We start from the raw sequence: 20,298 nt of genomic DNA on the forward strand, positions 1-20,298 counted from the left end.
GCGCCCGGCCCGTCCGAAGGATAGGCCCGAGCCGGCCACCGGCACGCGCCGGGTCCGCCGCTCCCCCGGCCGCACCCCTCGCCGCTCCCCCGGCCGCACCCCTCGCCGCTCCCCCGGGACCGCTCCCCCGGGCCCGCCGTCGCGGCCCGTCCCGGTCCGGCCCTCGGACGACACCTGGTGGCACTACACTGCACCACCCGGGAGAAGCCCGGGCCTGGTCGCGACGGTCGGAAAGTGGGGGTACGGGTGCGGATTCGGCTCCTCGGTCCGGTGGAACTGCGGACCGGAGCGGCCGACTTCACGGCGCTGCCGGGGGCGCAGCGCCGGGCCGTCCTGGCACTGCTGGCCCTGCGGCTGGGGCGGGTGGTCGCGGTCGACGCCTTCTGTGAACTGCTCTGGGGCGAGTGGCCGCCGGCCAGTGCCCGGGCGGCGCTCCAGGGGCACGTCGCCGCCCTGCGCAAGGCGCTCGCCGCGACCCCGTTCGTGCTGCACACCCGGGCGCCCGGCTACCTGCTCACCGGGCCGGCCGACGAGGTGGACGCGCTGCGGTTCGAGGAGCTGGCGGGCCGGGCCGCCGGGCACGCCGGCCGCCACGACGGCTGCGCGGGCGCGGCCGGCTGCGCGGACCCCGACGGCTGCGCCGGCTGTGCGGCGGACGGCGCGGCGGTCGCCGGGCTGGAGCAGGCGTTGCGGCTGTGGCGCGGTGGTGCGCTGGCCGACCTGCCCGACACCGCACCGCGCCGCGCCCTGGTGGAGCAGCTGGACCAGGTCCGCACCCGGGTGCTGATCGCCTGGGCCGGGCTGCGCCTGCGGCAGGGAAGCGGCGCGGCGGCCGTGCCGCTGCTGGAGCAGAGCGTCCGGGCCGACGGGCTGCGCGAGGAGGTGGTCGCGCTGCTGGTCCGCTGCCTGCACCAGGGCGGGCGGCAGGCGGACGCGCTCGCCGCGTACCACCGGGCCCGCACGCGGCTCGACGGCGAACTCGGTATCCGGCCCGGACCTGCTCTCCAGGCGGCGTTCGCCGAGGTGCTGGCCGGGGGCGGGGGTGCGCCGCCGGCGCCCCGCCGGTCCCGTCCGGCCGGGCCGGCACCGACCGCACCGGGCCCCGGCCGGGCGGCGCCGCAGGCCCACCCGGCGCCACACCAACTTCCGCGCCGGCCGGTGGACTTCGTCGGCCGGGAGGCCGAACTCCGGTGGCTCGACCGGCTGGCCGACCCGGACCGGGCCGACGACGGCCCGGCCCTGGTGGTCGGACCGGCCGGGGTCGGGAAGAGCGCCACCGTCCTGACCTGGGCGCACCGGGCGGCCGGGCAGTTCCCGGACGGCCGGCTCTTCGCCGACCTGCGCGGCTTCGACCCGGACGGCCCGGCGGACCCGGCCGAGGTGCTGGGCCGGTTCCTGCTCGCGCTGGGGGTGCCCGCCTCCGAGATCCCGCCCGACGGGGCCGGCCGGGCCGCCCGCTTCCGCGACCGGACGCACGGGCGCCGGCTGCTGGTGGTCCTGGACAACGCCCTCGACGCCGAGCAGGTCTGCGACCTGCTGCCCGGCGGGGCGGGCTGCGCCGTCGTGGTCACCAGCCGGGGCTCACTGGAGGGGCTGCTGGTCGCCGAGGGGGCCGCCCTGCTGCGGCTGGCCCCGCTGGGCGAGGCCGACGCCCTGCGGTTGCTGGAGCGCGGCCTGACGCCCGCGCGGGTGCGGGCCGAGCCGGCGGCCGCCGCGCACCTGGCCGGACTCTGCGACCGGCTGCCGCTGGCACTGCGGATCGCGGTCGCCCGGCTGGCCGCCCGGCCGGAGTGGACGATCGCCGAGCTGGCCGACGAACTCGCCGACGAGCACACCCGCCTGGGTGCGCTGGAGGCCGACGGGGTGGCCGGCGTCTGCGAAGCGCTGGAACTGACGTACCGTCATCTTTCGCTCGACGCAACGCTGTTGTTCACCCTCCTGGCGGCCCACCCGGGCCGGGAGGTGGACACCACGGCGAGCGCGGCGCTGCTCGGCGCGGATCCGGCCCACGCCCGCGACACGCTGGGCGAACTGGTCGCGCACCACGTGCTCGCCGAGACCGCCCCCGGGCGGTACAGCCGGCCCGGCCTGGTCCGCCTGTTCGGCGTCCAACTGCTCACCGAGACCCCCGAGGGGTTCCGGCGCATCGGCACCGAGCGGCTGCTGGACTACTACCTGGAGGCCGCCCGGCACTGCGGCGAGCAGCTGGAACCGGGCCAGGACCGCTACGGCGAGCCCGTCCACCCGCCGGCCGCGCTGCCGACGGCGGCCGGCACCCGCGGCGCGCTCGACTGGTTCGCGGCCGAGGAGCCGGCGATCCGCGCCCTCGTCACCGCCACCGCCGCCACCGACCCCGGACGGTCCTGGCGGCTGGCCGCGGCCGCCTGCCCGCTCTACTACGGGTCCAGCCGCTTCACCGACTGGCTGGACTGCCTGCGCGCGGGCGAGCAGGCCGCCCGGGCCTGCGGGGACCGGGTCGGCCTCGCCCTGCTGCGCGGCGCCGTGGCCAACGCCCTGCTCGGACTGGAGCGCCGCCAGGAGGCGGCCGAGGTCGCCCGCAGGGCGGTGGACGACACCACCCCCGCCGACGGCGCCGCACACCTGCGGGCGCTCGCCACCCTGGCGCTGGCCTCCGCGCTGACGGGCGACCCCGGCGAGGCCACCCGGCTGGCCGCCACGGCGGCCGCGCTCGCCGACGAGGGCGGCGACCCGCGGCACCTCTCCTACGCCCTCGGCTACCAGGCCGGGGTGAGCCTGCTGGCCGGCGACGGCGAGGGGGCGCTGCGCCGGGCCCGCGAGGCCAGGGCCCTGCTGCCCGGCCGTCCGGCCTCCAGCATCCAGCTCTGGTCGATGCTGACGGAGGCGCAGGCGTTGCAGGCGCTCGGCCGGTACGAGGCCGGCGAGCTGGCCTGGCACCGGGTGCTGGCCACCTGCGAGGAGGCGGGGCTGCTGCACCTCCAGGCGCTCGCCGAGCAGTACTACGCCGCCTTCCTGGTGGACCGGGGCCGCGAGCCCGAGGCGGTCGGGCGGATGCGCTCGGCTCTCGGCCGCCTCCGCTCGTGCGGCCATCTGGCCGGCGCGACCAGCGAACGGGCCGCCGCCATCGAGGAGGCGCTGAACGCGCGGGCCGGACGGATGCCCTGAGGAGCGGTCAGGTGGCGCCGTCCGTCACGCACCCACCCCGGGTCGTACGGTCGCCGCCGGCGCGGTGCGGGTCTCCTTCGGGCCGTAGCCGTGTTCGGCCGCCAGGACCGGGCGCAGTGCGCGGATCGCGTAGAAGTTGCGGGACTTGACCGTGCCGGGCGGCACCCCGAGCCGGGTCGCGGCGTCCGCCACCGACCGGTCGTTCAGGTGCAGCTCGACCAGTACGGCGCGGTGGTGGTCCTGGAGGCGTCGCAGCGCCGCGTCGACGTCCCGGGCGACGACCACCTGGTCGTACGGGTCCTCGGCGACCGGGCGGTCCGTCGACTCCTCGCCGAGCACCTCGCGGACGCGGGCGGCGGCCATCCGGTAGTGGTCGATGGCGATCCGGCGGGCGACCGTGAACAGCCAGGGCCGGCTCTGCTCGGGCCCGGCCGCCAGTGCCTCGGGGTGCTGCCAGGCGCGCAGCAGCGTCTCCTGGAGGATGTCCTCGGCCTTGCCGCGGTCGCCGCCGGTCGCCCGCATCAGCGCGCGCATCAGGTAGCCGCCGTGCAGCCGGTGGATCTCGGCGACGGTGTCCGGGTCGAGGGTCGGCCGGGACCTGCGCGCCGCGGCAGCGGCGGCCTTGACGTCGGCGGTCGCGGCGGCGGCGGTCGCGGCGGTGGCGGTCGCGGCGGTGGCCTCCGTGGTCACGGCGGTGGGCGGCTCGCCGGCCCCGGGGGCGGCCGCCTCGGGGGCGACGGACCGCGACCGGGGACCGGGCTGCGACGGAATGGTCGGACGTGCCGGGTTGGCCAGGCGGGACGGGTTGGCCGGATGTGACGAGGTGGCCGGATGTGACGGGGTGACGGGCGGCATGGGGAAGCGCTACCTCTCGGGTCGGGCAAGGGCAGGGCAGGGACCGACCGGATTCCCCCCGGCGGCCGGACAACAGGCTGCCGGGGGCCGCCAAGAGTGCACCAACATTCCGCCAACGCGTGAACCGCGCCCGCTCACCCCCCGTTGAGCGCGCCGACCAGCTCCTCGACCCCGTCCTCGCCGCGGTGCTCGATCAGCACCGCCACCCACCCGGCCAGCCGCTCCCGCTCGGCCTCCGACCAGGCCGGGGCGGACGGGTGCTCGTCGACGACCAGCGCCGTCGCGAGCCGCAGCAGCGTGGGCGCCGGCGCCGGACCCGGCCGCCTCTGCGGCCGGGCGGCCAGGGCGAGCCGCCGGGCGGCGGCGATCACCTCGTCCGCCGGCGCCGCGGGGACCGCCAGCGCGGGCGGACCGGGCAGGACCTCGGCCCCCTCGCGCACCAACGCCGCGATGAACTCCCCTGGTCTCCGTCCGTCCGGCTCCATCGTTCTCCCTCCCCCGCCCCGAACCGGGACGCACGCCGACACTCCTCGGTGGCGCCGGCCGCAGGCCGGGCACCCCCCGAGGAGACGGTATCGAGTGGCCGCCGGATCCAGCAGCGGATTTCCGGCGGCCGTCCGCACGGCCGACGGCCTCGGCAGCGGCCGGACGGACGATGGCCTCCCCCCGCCGCCCGCCCGGCCGCTGCCGAGACCCGTCCTAGAACGTCGTCCAGTCGTCGTTGTCGGGGGTGTTGAGGGTCTTGATGCGCTCGCCGTCGGGGAGGTCGAAGGTGTCGGTGCCGATCTTGAACTTGCTCCCATCGGCCTTGCGGCCGTAGATCACGACCGTCTCACTCCCCCGGCCGCTCAACGACACGCCGACGCAGCGCCCGGACTCGGCGACCGCCGTGGACATGTTGCCCCGCTTCGGGAACACCGCGTAGGAGGCGTAGTTGCCGTACGAGCACAGCACGAAGTTCTTCCCGGCGGGGATGTTCGGCTGCTTCGGCTCCGTCGGATCCAGGTCCCCGGCGTGCGCGGAGGTGGCGCCGGTGAGACCGATCAGACCGGTGGCCATGAGCAGGCCGACCGTACGGACGGCGTGGGTCGTGGTGGTACGCATCTGGTGCTCCAAGCGCTACGGGAGCGCCGCGTGCGCCCGATCCGCTCAACGGGCCCGCCGTCTGAAGCGGTTCACCGCCGCCTCCGGCATTCCGGGAGCGGCCGACGGGAGCAGCCGGCGGGAGCAGCCGGCGGGGGCGTCCGGCCCGGGCCGCCGGGTGAACCGGGACAGGCGGACAGCCGTATTCCTGACTGGACGGGCCGACACGGCGGACACCCCGGGAGGGACACGGCATGACGTTCGCGGACGACAGCCCCGGCCAGGTACGACGCCCCGGCCCGGAGGACCACCCGGACTACACGCCGGCCGACTGGCCCGTCCCCGTGCCGGTGGTCGCCCGGCGGCCGCTCGACACGCTGGGAACCCAGCTGATCCCGCCCCCCGAACGGTCGTTGTTCGTCCGTGCCGCGGCCGCCGGGAACCCGCCCGCTCCGGCGGACCCGCCCCCGACCGGCCCGGCCCCGGCCGCAAGCCCCGTACCGGCCGCGGTTCCGGCCGGACCTGCGTCGCCGCCGGCACCACCCGCCGCGTTCACCGGATTCCCGCCCGCGGCTGGACCGCAGCCGCCGGGAGCGCAGCGACCGCGCATGCTGCGGCTGCCCTTCGCGGGCGGCGCGGAGGCGCGACGGCTTCTGGTCGACCGGATCCGCACCCCGCTGCTCGGCTGCCACCGGATCGCCGTCCTCGGCCGGCCGGCCGAGGACCGTTGGACCGGCGTCCCGGTGACGCTGGGTGCCCTGCTCTCCCGTCACCGCTGGGACCGGCTGGTCGTCCTCGGCCTGGAGGACCGGGGCCCTCGCCGGAGTGTCGCCGGTCCACCGGAGGGCGTACCGGCGAGCCTGTGGGCCGTGGGCGACGTGTTCGCGGCGGTGCCCGGGCCGGACGGTCTCACCCGTCCGGCGGACCGACTCGAAGTGCTGACGACGCGTCCCGGCCCGTGGGCCCCCGTCCTCGACGCGGACCGCTACCGGCACGCGGCGGGACTGCTGGGCGCGGACTTCCCGCTGATCCTCAGTGACGCCACGGCCGCGGCGGACGACGTCCGGCAGGCCGCCGTCGAACTCGCCGACCAGCTGGTGATCTGCGCGAGCACCTCGGCGGCCGACGCGACAGCCGTGTCCAGCCTGCTGGCGGGTCTGGTCGCGCAGGGGCACGGCGCACTCGTCCGGGGCGGCACCGTCGTCTTCACACCGTGCCCGCCCTCGGCGGCGGGGGCCGATCGCCCGGTACCGGCCCGCCAGTTGGTCGCACACTTCGGCACCCGCTGCCGGGGCGTCGTCGTCCCCTCCGGCCGCAGGCCCGCGTCGGCCGGGACGGCGATGCTGGAACTGGCCGCTCTGGTCGGCGACGCGCTGCCCGCGACCGTCCCGTGGGCCGCTGCCAGGCCGTACGCCGCCGTGGCCGCCACCGCGGGCCTGCCGGTCGCCGGGCACTGACCCACCGCTCCACCCGCTCCGCCGGCACCGGCCCCCGCGAACGCTCCGCCGGTACCCCGCCGCTGCCCGCCGTGCACAGCACCCACCGGACGACGCTCCCGGCCTTTCCGGGGAGCGTGCACCCCCTCGGCGGGGCGCAGGCGCCCTGTCCAGGGCGTGCCCGGCGCTTCTCCCGGCCGGCAGATGACGATCCCCCGACCGCCGGGCCGGGAGGCGTTCCGCCCGCTCCTCGCGACGCACGCCCCGCAAGCCCGCGCGCGCAGGGGACCGCTCCGCACGCCCTACCCGGTCCCGGCTCCCTGCTCGGGCCTCGATGGCTGCCAGCCGCGGGCCCGGCCGCGCGGGCCGACGACCGCGCCCACCGCGACCAGGCCGATCACACCCATGGCGCCCAGCGCCACGACGACCGCCTGGTGGGGGGCGGCGGAGTCCGGCCGGCCGGGCGGCATGGCCACGGCGGCCGGACCGGCGGTGACGGCGGCGGCGGGCGGCGACGGCTGTTCCTGCGGGAGGAGGGCGGTGACGGCCGCGACCGGGTCGACCGTGCCGTGGCCGACCTCCGGGTCGGGCACCGGGCCGGCCGTCCGGTAGGCGGTCGCCTTCAGACGCTGTGCCAACTGGTCCGCGGTCAGGCCGGGCCGGTAGCCGAGCACCAGGGCTGCGGTGCCCGCCACGAAGGCCGTCGCGTAGCTGGACCCGGTGCCCGTGTAGTAGCCGCCCGGGTTCGGGCCGATGCTCATCACCGCGTCGCCGGGGGCCGCCAGATCCACCCGGCCGCCGACCACTGCCCCGTCGCCCTCCGGGAGCGCACCGCCGGGTGCGAGGTCACGGACGGCCAGCGCCTCGGGATAGGCGGCCGGGTAGACCGGTTGCGGCTTCGCCGCGTCTCCCTGATTGGGGGGCGGCACGTCCGGGGCCACCGGGGCGACGACCAGCGCGCCCCGGCTCCGGGCCTGCCGCACCGCGGCCGCGAGCGCGTCACTGCCCGCCGGGACGGTCACGCCCACGTCGATGACGCGCGCGCCCCGCTCGACCGCGGCCGTAATCCCCTGGGCGAGGAGATCGGCGGTGGTGGCTCCGGTGTCGTCGGTGACGCCCACCGCGAGAATCCGGGCGCGCGGGGCCAGGCCGGCGAATCCGGTGCCGTCGCGCCAGGCCGCGGCGATCAGTCCGGTCAGGAAGGTCCCGTGCCCGACGCAGTCCGCGGCCGGGTCGCCGGCCCCGGGCAGCTTGGCCGCGTAGCCGATCCGCCCGGCGAGCGTGCCGGCCCCGTCGGACACCCCGGAACCGAGCACCGCGACGGTGACGCCGTCGCCCTGGCTCAGTGGCCAGACCCGGTCGGGCCGCAGGAAGGTCTGCGGCCAGGGGGTGAGCTGGGTGCCCTTGGCCGAGGCCGGCAGGCAGCCGGCCGGGCGCCCGGACGGGTCGCGGCGCAGCTGGCTGACGCCCGGTAGCGCGTCGGCCGGGGCGCCCGCCGCTGCGGGCGCACCCGACACCCCAGGTGACCCCGGTGCCGCCGACGGTCCGTGCGTGTCGGCCAGTGCCGTACCCGCCGTCAGCAGGCCGCAGGCCGACAGCACCAGGGCCCCGGCCAGCGCCGCGGCCACCGGCCTCACAGGAAGCTGCCGATCCGCTCGGCCGGGATGTCCTGCGGCAGCAGCAGGCTCAGTTCGGCCAGGTCGGCAATGTCCAGCCGGGCCAGGCGGCCGGCCTGGCGGGTGATCATCGACTCCAGGACCTGCCGGGCGAAGCGTCCGTTCCCGAAGCTCCGGTCGCGCGGGACGGACGCGAACCGGACGCCGAGCGCCGCCAGGGTCTCCGGGGTGCAGCGGTAGCCGCCGGCCTCGGCCTGGAGCCGCACGATGGTGAGCAGTTCCTCGTCGCTGTAGTGGTCGAAGGTGATCTCCCGGGAGAAGCGCGACGCCAGACCGGGGTTGGAGGCCAGGAAGCCCCGCATCTCCTCCTGGTAGCCGGCCACGATCACGACGACCTCGTCGCGGTGGTCCTCCATCAGCTTCATCAGGGTGTCCACCGCCTCCTGGCCGAAGTCCCCGCCGGCGCCGTGGCGTGGTGTCAGGGTGTACGCCTCGTCGATGAAGAGCACGCCGCCGCGGGCGCGTTCGAAGGCGTCCCGGGTCAGCTGGGCGGTGTGGCCGATGTACCGGCCGACCAGGTCGGCGCGGGCGGTCTCGATCAGCTGGCCGCTCGGCAGCACGCCGAGTTCGGCGAGCAGCTCGCCGTAGAGCCGGGCGACCGTGGTCTTTCCGGTGCCGGGCGGGCCGGAGAAGACCAGGTGGTGGCTGATGACGGCGGCCGGCAGGCCGGCCTCGACCCGGCGCCGGGTCTGCCGGGTGAGGTTGACGAGGTCCTCCACCTGTTCCTTCGCGGCAGCGAGCCCGACCATCGCGCGCAGCCGGTCGAGCAGGCCGGGCTCCTCGGACTGCTCGGTGCCCGCGGCGGCGCGGGCGGCCGCAGTGGCGGCGTGCTCGTCGACGTCGGACGGGACGAGCAGGGCGAGGTCGGCGTTGTCGATGCTCTCCAGCTCGGCGAGCCGGGAGGCCTGGCGGTCGACCATCTCCTCGAACACCTTGCGGGCCGCCCGGCCGTTGCCGAAGTCGGCGCCCCTGGGCATCCGTTCGAAGTGCTGGGCGAGGGCCTCGCGGGTGCCGTCGGCGAGTTCGTAGCCGTGGCCGGCCGCCGCGCGTTCGACGATGGTGGTGAGTTCGTCGACGCTGTAGTTCGCGAACTCGACGGTCCGGCTGAACCGGGAGGCGAGGCCCGGGTTGGAGGCGAGGAAGGCGCGGATCTCGGCCTCGTAACCCGCCACGATCACCACCAGGTCGTCGCGGTGGTCCTCCATCAGTTTGACCAGGGTGTCGATCGCCTCGCGGCCGAAGTCGGGCCCCGTCCCGCCGGAGCCGGCCGACAGGGTGTAGGCCTCGTCGATGAAGAGCACCCCGCCGAGGGCCTCCTTCACCACCTCGGTGGTCTTGAGCGCCGTACCGCCGATGATCGAGGCGACCAGGTCGGCCCGGGCCACCTCGACCAGGTGGCCGCTGCGCAGCACGCCGAGCTCCGCCAGGATTGCGCCGTAGAGCCGGGCCACCGTGGTCTTGCCGGTGCCGGGCGGGCCGGCGAAGACCAGGTGCCGGCTCATCGGCAGGGCCGGCAGCCCGGCCTGTTCGCGGCGTTTGGCCAGCTTGTTCAGGTTGACCAGGGTGGCGACCTGCTCCTTGACGCCCTCCAGGCCGACCAGCGTCCGCAGGACGGCCTGCGGGCCCTGCGGGCCGGCGTCCGGCCGGGCCGGGGCCGCGCCCTCGGAGGCCGCGCCCTCGCCTTCGGGGGTGTCGGCCGCACCGGCCGCGGCGGTGGCGGTGCCGTGGGCGTCCGCCGTGCGGTTGTCGCGGCTCTCCAGGTTCTCGACCGACAGCCGTTCGCTGGACTCGCTCTGGCGCAGGCCGGCGCCCTGGTTCTCGGCGACCACGCAGTCGGTGAGCCGGACCGGCTCGGTGGACTCCGAGCGGATTCCGTCCACCGTGTTGCCGGTCAACCGGCACCCGGTCAGGGTGGCCCGGGAGCCGGACAGCAGGTGGAGGCCGTGCCGGCGGTTGGCCCGCAGCCGTGACCTGGTCGCGGTCAGCTCGCCACCGCGCTCGACGCTCACGCCGTCGTACTCGTTGTCGGCCGTCTCGACCTCGCGCAGGGTGGCGACGCCGTCGGCGCCGACCGAGATCCCGCTCGCCCGGCTGCCGCGCACGGCGCCGCCGCCGAGGTAGGTGTTGGCGCCGTCGGCGATCCGGACGCCGGACTTACCCGCGTCGAGCACGGTCGCCTCCTCCAGCCGGCCGCGCCCGTCCCGCACCACCTCGACGCCGTGTCCGCGCGCACCGGAGACGATGATGCGGCGCAGCAGCGGGTTGGCGCCCTCGCGGACGACGACGCCGTTGCCGGCCGCGTCGCGCACCTCCAGGCGGTCGAACTCGGCGGCGCTCTCCCCGCTCAGCTCCACGCCGTCGGCCTCGCCGTCGCGCACCACGGCCCGGACCAGGGTGGGGCCGGAGGACTCCCCGACGAAGATGCCCGCCTGGGCGGCGGAGGTGACCTCGAAGTCCTCGAAGGTGCCCCGGGAGCGGCCGGCGACGTGCAGGCCGTGGCCCTGGGTGCGGACCGCCCGGCAGCGGCGCAGCAGCGGGTCGGTGCCGTTGGCGAGGACGAACCCGTGACCGCGCACGGCGGTGACGGTGCACTCCTCCAGCACCACCCGGGCGGTGGAGCCGAGGAAGACGCCCTGTGCGCTGTCCCGGACCTCCGTCCGCACCAGCCGTGTGGTGCTCTGCTCCTCCAGTGCCACGGCGGGCTTGTCGGTGGCGGAGATCTCGCAGTCCTCGATCACCCCGCGGGCTTCGCCGTTGGCGCAGACGCCGTTGCCGCGGGCGTCGCGCAGCACGCAGCGCCGCACGACGGGGTTGGACCGCTCGCCGATCACCAGGGCGGACGTGCCCAGGTGCTCGATCACGCTGTCCTCGACGACGCTGGTGCCGTCGGAGGTCTCCACCAGGCCGGCGCCGGCCGGGTTGGTCACCCGGCAGCCGCGCATCGCCAGCGAACCCTGCCGGCGGGTCAGCACGGCCGTCCACGAGTTGCCGATCACCTCGCAGTCCTGGAGGGCGAGCTGGCCCTGCGGCACGTCCACGGCGGGCAGGTCGTCGTCCTGCCCCTGGATCACCAGTCCGGTCAGCTGGACCGCCTCGGCGAGGACCTGGACCACCGAGCCGCGCCGCGGGCTGATCCGCACGCTCCCCCGGACGTCCTCGGCCGCGATGGTCACCATCTTGGTGACCACCAGGTTCTCGTCGTAGCGGCCTGGGCGCACCGAGATCACCGCCCCGCTTCGGGCGACCTGGAGGGCTTCACCGATCGTGCGGTAGGAGCCGGCCTCCCGCTGCTCCGCGCAGACCGTCAGCACCGGGCGCGACATGCCAGGGGTTCCCTTCGTCGGGGTGGGTTCACCGGCTGGGTCCGCCGAAGCGGGGGCACCGGGATGGGTGGGTGCGGCGGACCGGGTGGCCGGCGCCGGCTCAGGAGGTGCAGGTGGCCTTGACCGCGGAGGCCGCGTGGTGGGCGTTGGCGCCGGCGCCCCAGTCCTCACCGCGGGTGTGCAGCGTGACGGTGAGCGGGCCCTGGTAGGCGTACGCCGTCTGGTCCACCCAACGGCCGCGGTTGGCAGTCTGGTTGATGACGAAGGAGCCGGACGTACTGCCGCTCTTCACGGTGTAGAGCGTCGCCTTGCCGCCGACCTTCTTCAGGTCGCTGTCGCCCGGGATGTAGACGGACAGGGTGCAGCTCTTGACGCTGCCGAGGCTGAACGTCCACACCACGGAGTTCTTGTCGTCCGTCTTGGCGTCGCCGGACATCGGCACCGAGACGTACGTCCCGTTGCAGCCGTCACTGCTCCAGCCGCCGGAGTTGTTCTTCCAGCCCGAGTCGCCCTGGTCGTACCAGCCGAACGGGGCGTAGGTGGCGCCGCTGCTGCCCTTGCAGTACGGGCCGGCCACCGCAACCACGGGGGCCGGGGCGGGGGCCTTGGAGGCGGCGGGCGGCGGCGGGGCCGACTGCTGTGCGGCGGGCGGCGGCGGGGCCGTCCCCTGGGCGGGCGGCGGCGGGGCGCCGCCCGCGCTGCCGCCCGAAGCGCTGCCACCGGACCCGCTGCCGCCGCCACCCCCGCCTCCGGCGGCGGGGGGCGAGGCCGCGGCACCGCCGGGGGTCGCTGCCCCGCCGGAGCGGGGCGCGGGCTTGCCGGGGGCCGGGGAGCCACCGCCGGGGGCGGCGGTGCCGGGCCCGGGCGCCGACTGGCCGGCGGCCGGGTCGGGTGCGGGCGTGCCGGTCTCCCCGGCGGGCGCGGGCGTGCCGGGGACGGCATCGGGCGAGACCGGGGCACCGGTGGGGGCACCGTGCTGGTCGAACCCGGGGACGAAGCCGCTGCCGCCGTCGCCGTTCTCCGGGCCGTAGCCGGGCGGGGCGTCCGCCCGGGCCGGCCCGTGGTTCGGCTCGGACCCGCCGAGCCGGGTGGCCACCACCGACCCGCCGACCAGCACCAGCCCCACGGCCACGGCGGCCGCGATCATCGGCCGGGAGACCCGGCCCGGCTTCGGGCCGGCCGCTTCGGCCTCCCCCGCGATATCGGGGTCGGCGGGGGCGGCGACGGTGATCGCCGCAGCGGCGCCGCCGGCGGGCGGCGTGGCCACGGAGGCGCCCGCGCCGGGCGCCGGGGGCACGGGCGCGGTGGCACCGAGTGTGGTGCCGCGGCCGGCTCGGGTGGCGGTGGTGCTGGTGGTGCCCGGGCCGGACGGGGCGGCGGCCGGCTCCCCCCGGTCCGGCGCGGGGGTCTCCTCCTCGGCCTCGACCGCCACGGCCCAGTTCACCGCGGGGAGCTGAAACCCGGGCGTCGCCCGCTCCCCTGCACCGCGATTCTGCTCGCCCACCGTCATCCCCTGCGCTCGGCTCGACAACACTCCTGTGGGGAGGTACGGGCGGCGTGGCCGTGGAGGTTCAGCCCTGCTGCCCGACGGTCCAGACGGCGGCGTCCGCCGGCTCCGGCGGGGTCAGCAGGAACGCCACCGCCCGCTCCAGCACCTCCGGCACCGGAATGGCCGGCGGCTCGTCGGCCCGGGACAGGACGTGCCGCAGAAGACCCGGTTCGGGCGCCAGACCGTACTCGTCGAGGTAGTACGTCACCGTGTCGGTCCAGATCCACTGCCCGTCGGTGCGGAAGCCCATCGGCACCACGCCCCGGCGCTCCTGGTCCACCACGTCGTCCATCAGCATCGGGGTCAGCAGCACGGGCGTCCCCGCGCTCAGGTAGCGGGCGACGGCCTCACGCTCGGCGCCCGCCGCGAGCCGGGGGTGTCCCGGCTCGTAGCCCGGGCCCGTCACCGGATCCACGTGATCGAACACCGCTGCGAGCTCGAAGCCCGCCCGCACCGTCTCGGACATCCCTGCACTCCTCACGATTCGCCGGTCCTCCCTTCCTCCGACGGCCCGCCGGTGGCCGGAGGTTCACCGGCCGGCCCGGCGGCGCCGCCCAGGTCGATGCGGAAGCGGTCGGGGGCGGCCGGGCGGATCCGGTCGGCGGGCGCGACGGCGTCCCGTCGGCCGAGCCAGGTGCGCAGGCGCTCCGGCGCAGGGCGGATGGCACCGACCTCGTGGAGCAGCACCCGCGCGGGGCGCCCCGCGTCGGCGTCCGGCGGCTCGACGGCCACCACCTCGAAGCTGCTCCCCGGTGCGAACACCACGGTCGGCTGCTCACCCGGCTCACCGAAGGCCGAGGTGCGGCGTCCGCCGACGGACCAGATGGCGAACTCGATCCCGACGTCCGCGCCGAGATCGGCACCCGCGGCGGTGATCCCGCTGACCGGGGCAGGCTCGGTGAGGACCGTGCCGGGGACGTAGGCGGCCAGGTCGGTGCGGCCGGCCGGGGCGGCGGCCAGCACTCCGCCGTAGTGGCTGGGCAGCCGGCGCAGGCCGGCGGCCAGGCAGCGCAGGTACACGGCGGGCGGGCCCGGCACCCCCGCCCGCGCCGCTGCGGCGAGTTCCGCCCGGCCGGCCGGCACGCCCGCGTCGGTGTGGTGCAGCAGGACGGCGACCAGCTCGGGCCGCGAGTCGTCGTCGTCCGTGAACGAGCGCAGTCCGGGCAGCCGGGTCGTCGCGTCGTCGGCGCGGCTGGCCCAGCGCTGGTAGGCGGGCCCGAGAGCGGCGACCAGCGCCGCCCGGTCCTCGGCCGCAGTGGCGGGCGCGGCCTCGTCCGGCAGCGGCGCGGGGGCCTCGGGGCGGAGCGCGGCCGCCGCGGTCGCGCCGGGCTCGGGTGCCCCGGGCCGGGGTGCCCCGGCGGCCTCTGCTGCTGGCTGCGGGTCGGGGGCGGGCGCCGGTTCGGGGGTCGGGACGGGCTCGGGGAGGGTCTCGGTGGCGGCCTCCGGCACCGGCTCGGCACCCGCGGTGGAGCCGTCGGCGCCCGGCTCCGACGGTCTCGCGGCCGTCGCCACGACGGCGGTCGTCGTGGCAGGGGCCGTCGTGGCAGCTCCGGACGTCGTGGCCACGGTGACCGGCCCGGGCGGGACGGCGGGCACACCAGGCGCGGCGGGCGGCTGCACCGGCTCCGGCCAAAGCGGCAGGACGGCGGTCACGTCCTCGGCCCCGGCCGGCGGCTCGGACAGCCGCACGGTCACCGGACCCGGCACGAACGGCGGCGCGGCCGGCGCCATGGGCCCGGCGGGCGCAACGGGCGCAACGGGCCCGGGGACGGGCACCGGCGCCACCGGTCCGACCACGCCCTCCGGGCCCAGCCAGTCGAGTCCGTGGATCCGCGCGCAGAACCGCCCGACCGCGTCCGAGGCGACGTCCGGCTTGCCCGCCACCACGAGCGCGAGCCGGGGCGGCCCGACGGGTGCCGGGCCCGGCGGCGGGCCGAGCGGCGCCGCACCGAGCGGGGGAAGCCCGGCGAGCACGCCGCCGAGGTGCGCCCAGACGTCCTCGGTCACCGGCCGGCCGGGGTCGCCGATGAGCAGGACGGGCTGCCGGGGGTCGGGGCGGCGCAGCCGCGGGCCGCGGGCCGCCGTCCCTTCCGGGTGCAGCCAGAGACCGGCCGCGACGGGCTCCAGCTCCCAGCCGGGGAAGGCCGGATAGCGTACCGGGCCGTCGTCCTGGGGGGCGCCCGGCCGGGTGCGCCGGCCGACGGCGGTCACCGTCCGGCGGACCGGGCAGGCGGACAGTTCGGTGAGGTACGGCTCCCAGCCCGGTGTGCCGTCGGCGGCCAGGTGCACGGTCCGGTGGCCGGTGGCGTCGGCGATCGGGAGGCCGACGGCCGCCCGCACCTCGCGGCCGAGCGAGGAGGCCAGCACCGCGGCGAGTTCGATCAGGTCGACCGGCTCTGCCCAGGGGAGGCTGAGCAGAGGCCGGTCGGCTCCGACGGTGTCGAGCAGGAGGGCGGTGGCGTTCGCCAGTTGGACGGCGGTGGGCAGCCGCCCGTCGGGCTCGCCGACCACGAGCAGGAGGGCGGCGCCCGGGGCGGCAGCCCGGTCGAGTACGGCCGGGCGGGTGTCCGGGGCGGCGGCGGTCACCCAGAAGCCACCGCCGGACAGCGGAGTGATCGTCGCGGCGGCCGGCCAGCGTTCGCCGAGTGCCTCGGCCGGCCCGCCGCCGGGCCGGCACCACCACCAGCAGCCACCCGGCGCCACGAGGGTGCCGTCCTCCCCGACGGAGACCACCGCGTCCGGCGCGACGACCGTCAGCCCCGTCCGCCGGGCGAGCTGTTCGGCGGGGCGGCGGCCGTCCGGCCCGGTCGCGGCCAGTCCGGAGGCGGCCAGCACCAGGGTGCCGGCGCCGCGGGCGGCGGCGGTCCGGGCCAGTTCGTCCAGGGACCCGAGCAGGACGGGTGCGGCGTCGGCCGCCGCGGCCAGCAGCAGCAGGGTGCCGGGCTCGGCCCGTACCGGATCCAGGGCCGCCGCCAGTCCGGCCGCCTCCGCGTCGGGCGGGGCGATGACGAGGTGCGGGCCCACCGCGCGGAGCGTGGACCGCTCGGCGGTGCCGGATGCCGGCGGGGTCATGGACCGGCCCCCTTTCTGGTGGTTGCGGCTGGTCGGCTGCTTGCGGCCGGTCGGAGCGGGGCGGCGCGCCCGGACCCTGACGGCCCGATCGTCGTCGGGTACCGGCCGGGCCGCCGGGACGGCGCGCCTGCCGGGACTACGGCCCGGACGGGTCCAGCGGTTCACCCTCCGCCGCGGCCAGCCGGCCGGTCTGCACCTGCACGGTGCGCCGGCGGGTGATGTAGAGGCCGCGGCCGGCGGGGAACTGGCGGGGCTTGAGGTTCCCGAACAGGTAGCCCTCGGACGGCGGGCAGGAGAGCAGCAGCGAGGGCGAGTTGACCTCCTGGAGCTTGCGCAGCAGCGGGTCGCCGAGGGCGCGTCCGATGCCGTTGGCGCCGCGGGCGACCACCAGGTGCAGGCCGATCTCCGAGCCCTGGGCGAGGTCGTCGAGCAGCGCCGCGAACGGGTGGGCGCCCGAGCCGGTGCCGACCAGGTCGTAGTCGTCGACCAGGATGAACAGCTCCGGCCCCTCCCACCAGTCGCGCAGCTTCAGCCGCGCGGGCGTGATGTCGGCGGAGGGGATGCGGTTCTTCATCGCCCGGGAGGCGCCGTCGACGATCTGACGGAGCATGTCCACCGCGACGGCGTAGCCCAGCCGGTACTCCTCCGGCACGCTGTCGTACAGCTCGCGCCGGTAGTCGACCAGCATGATCCGCGCCTCGGAGGGCGTGTACGCGGTGGTGATGGCGTTGATCATGAGCCTGAGCAGGTTGGTCTTGCCCGACTCGCTGTCGCCGACCACCAGCAGGTGCGGATTCTCCTCGAAGTCGTGCCAGAGCGGCGCGACCTCGGTGTCCTCCAGACCGATCGGCACCCGCAGGCGGCCTTCGGGGGTGGGCAGTTCGGCGGCGTCGAGGGTGAGCGGCAGCATCCGCACCTCGGGGGCACGCGGGCCGGTCCAGTGCGCGGCGACGGCGTCCACCAGGTCGGCGACGCCGTCACCGAGGTCGTCGGCGTGGCTTGCGCCGTCGATCCGGGGCAGGGCGGTGAGAAAGTGCAGCTCCTCGTCGGTGAGGCCGCGGCCGGGCACCTTGGGGACCTTCGCCGCCGCGCGCATGTTGATCACCGAGTCGACGGAGTCGCCCAGCCGCAGTTCGAACCGGGTCTGCAGCTGGTCGCGCAGGCCGCCGACGATCTCGCCCCACCGGGTGGTGGCGATGACCAGGTGGACGCCGTAGTTGATGCCGCGCTGGGAGATCAGGGTGAGCGGCTGGACGAGGTCGCCGAACTCCTGGCGCAGCGTGTTCCAGCCGTCGATCACCAGGAAGACGTCCCCGTGCGGGTCGTCGGGCAGTGCACCGGCGGCCTTGCGGCGGCGGAAGGAGGTGATCGAGTCGATGCCGAGCTCGGCGAAGTACTTCTCCCGCCGGGTGATGACGCTGTTGATCTCGGCGACGGTGCGCAGCACCCGCTCCCCGTCGTGCCGGCCGGTGACCCCGCCGACGTGCGGCAGGCCGCGCAGGGCGGAGAGCGTGCCGCCGCCGAAGTCCAGGCAGTAGAACTGGGCCTCCTGCGGGGTGTGGGTGAGTGCGAGGCCGGTGATCAGGGTCCGCAGCAGGGTGCTCTTGCCGCTCTGCGGCGCGCCGGCGATGCCGACGTGGCCGCCGGCCCCGGCGAGGTCGGCGGTCAGCAGGTCGCGCAGTTGCTGGAACGGGCGGTCGATGACGCCGACCGGAACGCCGAGCGCGCCGTGGCTCCGCGCGTCGGCGGTGGTCAGGCCGCGCTCTGCGTGCGGGACGAGCGGCGGCAGCAGCTCGTCCAGGGTGGGCGGCGCGGCGAGCGGCGGAAGCCAGACCCGGTGGGCGGGCGGACCGGCGTCGCGCAGCCGGCCTGCCGCGATGTCCAGCAGCGAGCCGGCCGCAGCCTCCTCCACCGGCTCGGCCGCCGGCTGCGGCACCTGCCGCGGCGTCAGGTACTCGGTGCCGTAGCCGACCACCTGGCCGGCCAGGGCGGCCTGCTGGGCGGCGCGCCGCTTGGGCCGGTAGGGGCCGGAGACGTACGCGGCCTTGAACCGGGTCAGGGTGGAGATGTCGCTGCGCAGGAAGCCGTTGCCGGGCTGGGAGGGCAGCTGGTAGGCGTCCGGCACGCCGAGGACGCCGCGGCTCTCCATCGCGGAGAAGGTGCGCAGGCCGATCCGGTAGGACAGGTGGGACTCCAGCGCGCTCATCCGGCCCTCGTCCAACCGCTGCGAGGCCAGCAGCAGGTGTACGCCGAGCGAGCGGCCGAGCCGGCCGATCATCACGAACAGCTCCATGAAGTCCCGGTGGGCGGCGAGCAGTTCGCTGAACTCGTCGACCACCAGGAAGAGCGTCGGCATCGGCCGCAGCGGGGCCCCGCCCTCCCGCGCGGTCTCGTACTCCAGCAGCGAGGCGTGGCCGGACTCGCGCAGCACCTCCTGGCGGCGGATCAGCTCCCCGTGCAGCGCGTCGCGCATCCGGTCGACCAGAGCCGCCTCGTCGGCGAGGTTGGTGATCACGGCCGAGGTGTGCGGCAGGGTGTCCAGGCCGAGGAAGGTCGCACCGCCCTTGAAGTCCACCAGCACGAAGTTGAGCACCTCGGAGGAGTGCGTCATCGCCAGCGCCACCACCAGGGTGCGCAGCAGCTCGGACTTGCCGGAGCCGGTGGCACCGATCAGCATGCCGTGCGGGCCCATGCCGCCCTGCGCGGACTCCTTGAGGTCGAGGTCCACCGGGCGGCCGTCCGGCCCGAACCCGAGCGGCACCCGCAGCCGCTTGGGGATGCCGCGCTGCGCCCAGAGCGCTTCCACGTCCAGGGCGTGCAGGTCGGGGATGCCGAGCAGGGCGGTCAGGTCGAAATCGGTGGCCAGCGGCTCGGAGACGTCCACGGTGTCGGCGATCCGGTAACGGGCCAGCAGGGCGGCGAGCCTGGTCGCGGCGGACAGCCCGAGGGCGTCGGGGCGGCCGAGGTCGGTTTCGACGTCCTTGCGGTTGCGGTCCGCGCCGACCATGGAGAGCCGCCCGCCGTCGATCCGCAGCCGCAGCGTGGTCCGGGCCGGACGCCACTCCAGGCTCTCGTCGAGGTCGATCAGCACGGTGTTGCGGTAGCCGGCCAGGGCGGCCCGGCTGCCGGTGTGCGCGCCGGGGCCGTCCAGCACCAGGACGGTGAACGGCTCGTCGCGGCTGGGCACGGACTCCGGCTCGTAGCCGGGGCGGCCGGTGAACTCCTCGCCGAGCAGCTGCTCCACCTCGACCAGGCTGCCCGCGACCAGCCGGACCGGGCCGGCTCCGTCGGTGTCGCTCGGGTGCAGCGCGTGCGGCAGCCACTTGGCCCACTCCCACTGGGCCCGCCGCTGCGGCTCGGCGACGACGGCGATCCGCAGCTCGTCCGGCCCGTGCACCACGGCCAGCTGGGCGAGCATCGCCCGCACCAGCGCCCGCGCGGCGTCCGGGTCGTCGGCGCGCAGCAGCAGCCGGGCGAAGCCCCGCAGGTGGATCGCCATCGGCTGGTCGGCGACCGTGCCGTAGGCGTGGATGAAGCGCCGCAGCGCGTGCGCGCAGAGCGGCTCCAGATCCTCCACCGGCTTGGTCGCCAGCGGGGCCAGTGGGGTCGCCAGGCGCTGGGCGCCCAGACCGATCCGGACGTCGCTGAAGTCCGGGTGGGTGGAGCGCCGCTCCCAGAGCCGGGTGGTGCCCACCAGGGACCAGAGCTCACCGGGCGCCGGGTGTCGCCAGGCGAGGGCCTGTCGTTGGGCGTCGATCGAGCGCCTGACCTGCCGGCGCACCTGGGACAGGTAGCGCAGGTAGTCGCGCCGCTCGGCGCGCAGCTGCTGCTTGCGGTCGCTGGAGCCGCGGATCAGCTGGGTGACCAGCATGCCGACCGCCGAGAGCGCCATCATGCCGACCGCGACGTAGCTGAGCGCGCCGCCGCCCTCGCTGCCGCCCGGGTGCAGGAACATGAAGACCATCGACAGCGAGCCGAGCGCCATCGGCATCATGCTGATCACGCTGGCCATGCCGCTCTGCTTCTCGGGCAGGCTCGGCGGCTCCTGCAACTGCACCTCGCCGTCGGGCATCTCGGGCCCCGGACGCCGGGGCGTCCGGTTGATCAGCACCACACTCACGTCAGGGCTCCTCACTGCCACGGCCGTCCTCCCAGGCTGA

General features: G+C 76.7%; 11 protein-coding genes. 2 read left to right on the forward strand and 9 right to left on the reverse strand.

What is annotated here, in order from left to right; translation table 11 throughout:
* Window positions 1-270: 270 nt before the first annotated feature.
* Window positions 271-3,144 carry an AfsR/SARP family transcriptional regulator gene (locus tag C2142_RS31655; protein WP_148646250.1) on the forward strand — a complete coding sequence of 958 codons (2,874 nt, stop codon included), beginning with the start codon at window positions 271-273 and terminating at the stop codon, window positions 3,142-3,144.
* Window positions 3,145-3,168: 24 nt separating this feature from the next.
* On the opposite strand, the gene C2142_RS31660 is transcribed toward C2142_RS31655, so the two are convergent.
* The 3 genes from C2142_RS31660 to C2142_RS31670 all read right to left on the reverse strand — a co-directional run bounded on the left by C2142_RS31660 (window position 3,169) and on the right by C2142_RS31670 (window position 5,103).
* Window positions 3,169-3,834, reverse strand: coding sequence for a sigma-70 family RNA polymerase sigma factor (locus C2142_RS31660; protein WP_241002894.1), 666 nt, complete (start codon window positions 3,832-3,834; stop codon window positions 3,169-3,171).
* Between the two features lie 299 nt (window positions 3,835-4,133).
* Window positions 4,134-4,484 (reverse strand): hypothetical protein, encoded by a 351-nt coding sequence (locus C2142_RS31665; protein ID WP_148646252.1) that lies wholly within the window; start codon window positions 4,482-4,484, stop codon window positions 4,134-4,136.
* Between the two features lie 214 nt (window positions 4,485-4,698).
* Window positions 4,699-5,103, reverse strand: coding sequence for a hypothetical protein (locus C2142_RS31670; RefSeq protein ID WP_148646253.1), 405 nt, complete (start codon window positions 5,101-5,103; stop codon window positions 4,699-4,701).
* 233 nt (window positions 5,104-5,336) lie between these two features.
* Here C2142_RS31670 and C2142_RS31675 point away from each other — a divergent pair, with 233 nt between their 5' ends.
* Window positions 5,337-6,539: a hypothetical protein gene (locus C2142_RS31675; RefSeq protein WP_148646254.1), complete on the forward strand. Its 1,203-nt coding sequence runs from the start codon at window positions 5,337-5,339 to the stop codon at window positions 6,537-6,539.
* Window positions 6,540-6,820: 281 nt separating this feature from the next.
* On the opposite strand, the gene C2142_RS31680 is transcribed toward C2142_RS31675, so the two are convergent.
* The 6 genes from C2142_RS31680 to eccCa form a co-directional block, all read right to left on the reverse strand.
* The gene (locus tag C2142_RS31680; protein ID WP_162002601.1) at window positions 6,821-8,146 is read right to left on the reverse strand and encodes a S8 family serine peptidase; all 1,326 of its coding nucleotides are present in this window, start codon (window positions 8,144-8,146) and stop codon (window positions 6,821-6,823) included.
* A 5-nt stretch (window positions 8,147-8,151) separates the two neighbouring features.
* Complete coding sequence (locus tag C2142_RS31685; protein ID WP_148646256.1) at window positions 8,152-11,517, reverse strand: right-handed parallel beta-helix repeat-containing protein; 3,366 nt, start codon at window positions 11,515-11,517, stop codon at window positions 8,152-8,154.
* Between the two features lie 100 nt (window positions 11,518-11,617).
* Window positions 11,618-12,961, reverse strand: a complete 1,344-nt coding sequence (locus C2142_RS31690) for a hypothetical protein (protein ID WP_148646257.1) — start codon at window positions 12,959-12,961, stop codon at window positions 11,618-11,620.
* Window positions 12,962-13,088: 127 nt separating this feature from the next.
* Window positions 13,089-13,532, reverse strand: coding sequence for a hypothetical protein (locus C2142_RS31695; protein ID WP_148646258.1), 444 nt, complete (start codon window positions 13,530-13,532; stop codon window positions 13,089-13,091).
* An 11-nt stretch (window positions 13,533-13,543) separates the two neighbouring features.
* A complete protein-coding gene (locus C2142_RS31700; RefSeq protein WP_148646259.1) occupies window positions 13,544-16,138 on the reverse strand; it encodes a hypothetical protein in 2,595 nt (864 codons plus the stop codon).
* Between the two features lie 136 nt (window positions 16,139-16,274).
* Complete coding sequence (gene eccCa, locus C2142_RS31705; protein ID WP_148646666.1) at window positions 16,275-20,210, reverse strand: type VII secretion protein EccCa; 3,936 nt, start codon at window positions 20,208-20,210, stop codon at window positions 16,275-16,277.
* Window positions 20,211-20,298 lie beyond the last annotated feature (88 nt).

Source organism: Streptomyces sp. CB01881 (genome assembly GCF_002953255.1).
GTDB lineage: Bacteria > Actinomycetota > Actinomycetes > Streptomycetales > Streptomycetaceae > Kitasatospora.

What these genes read in the sequence shown, in the direction of transcription:
- C2142_RS31665 (WP_148646252.1), bottom strand. Translation starts at nt 4,484, where the DNA reads ATGGAGCCGGACGGACGGAGACCAGGGGAGTTCATCGCGGCGTTGGTG.
- C2142_RS31670 (WP_148646253.1), bottom strand. Translation starts at nt 5,103, where the DNA reads ATGCGTACCACCACGACCCACGCCGTCCGTACGGTCGGCCTGCTCATG.
- C2142_RS31675 (WP_148646254.1), top strand. Translation starts at nt 5,337, where the DNA reads ATGACGTTCGCGGACGACAGCCCCGGCCAGGTACGACGCCCCGGCCCG.
- C2142_RS31685 (WP_148646256.1), bottom strand. Translation starts at nt 11,517, where the DNA reads ATGTCGCGCCCGGTGCTGACGGTCTGCGCGGAGCAGCGGGAGGCCGGC.
- C2142_RS31695 (WP_148646258.1), bottom strand. Translation starts at nt 13,532, where the DNA reads ATGTCCGAGACGGTGCGGGCGGGCTTCGAGCTCGCAGCGGTGTTCGAT.
- C2142_RS31700 (WP_148646259.1), bottom strand. Translation starts at nt 16,138, where the DNA reads ATGACCCCGCCGGCATCCGGCACCGCCGAGCGGTCCACGCTCCGCGCG.
- eccCa (WP_148646666.1), bottom strand. Translation starts at nt 20,210, where the DNA reads ATGCCCGACGGCGAGGTGCAGTTGCAGGAGCCGCCGAGCCTGCCCGAG.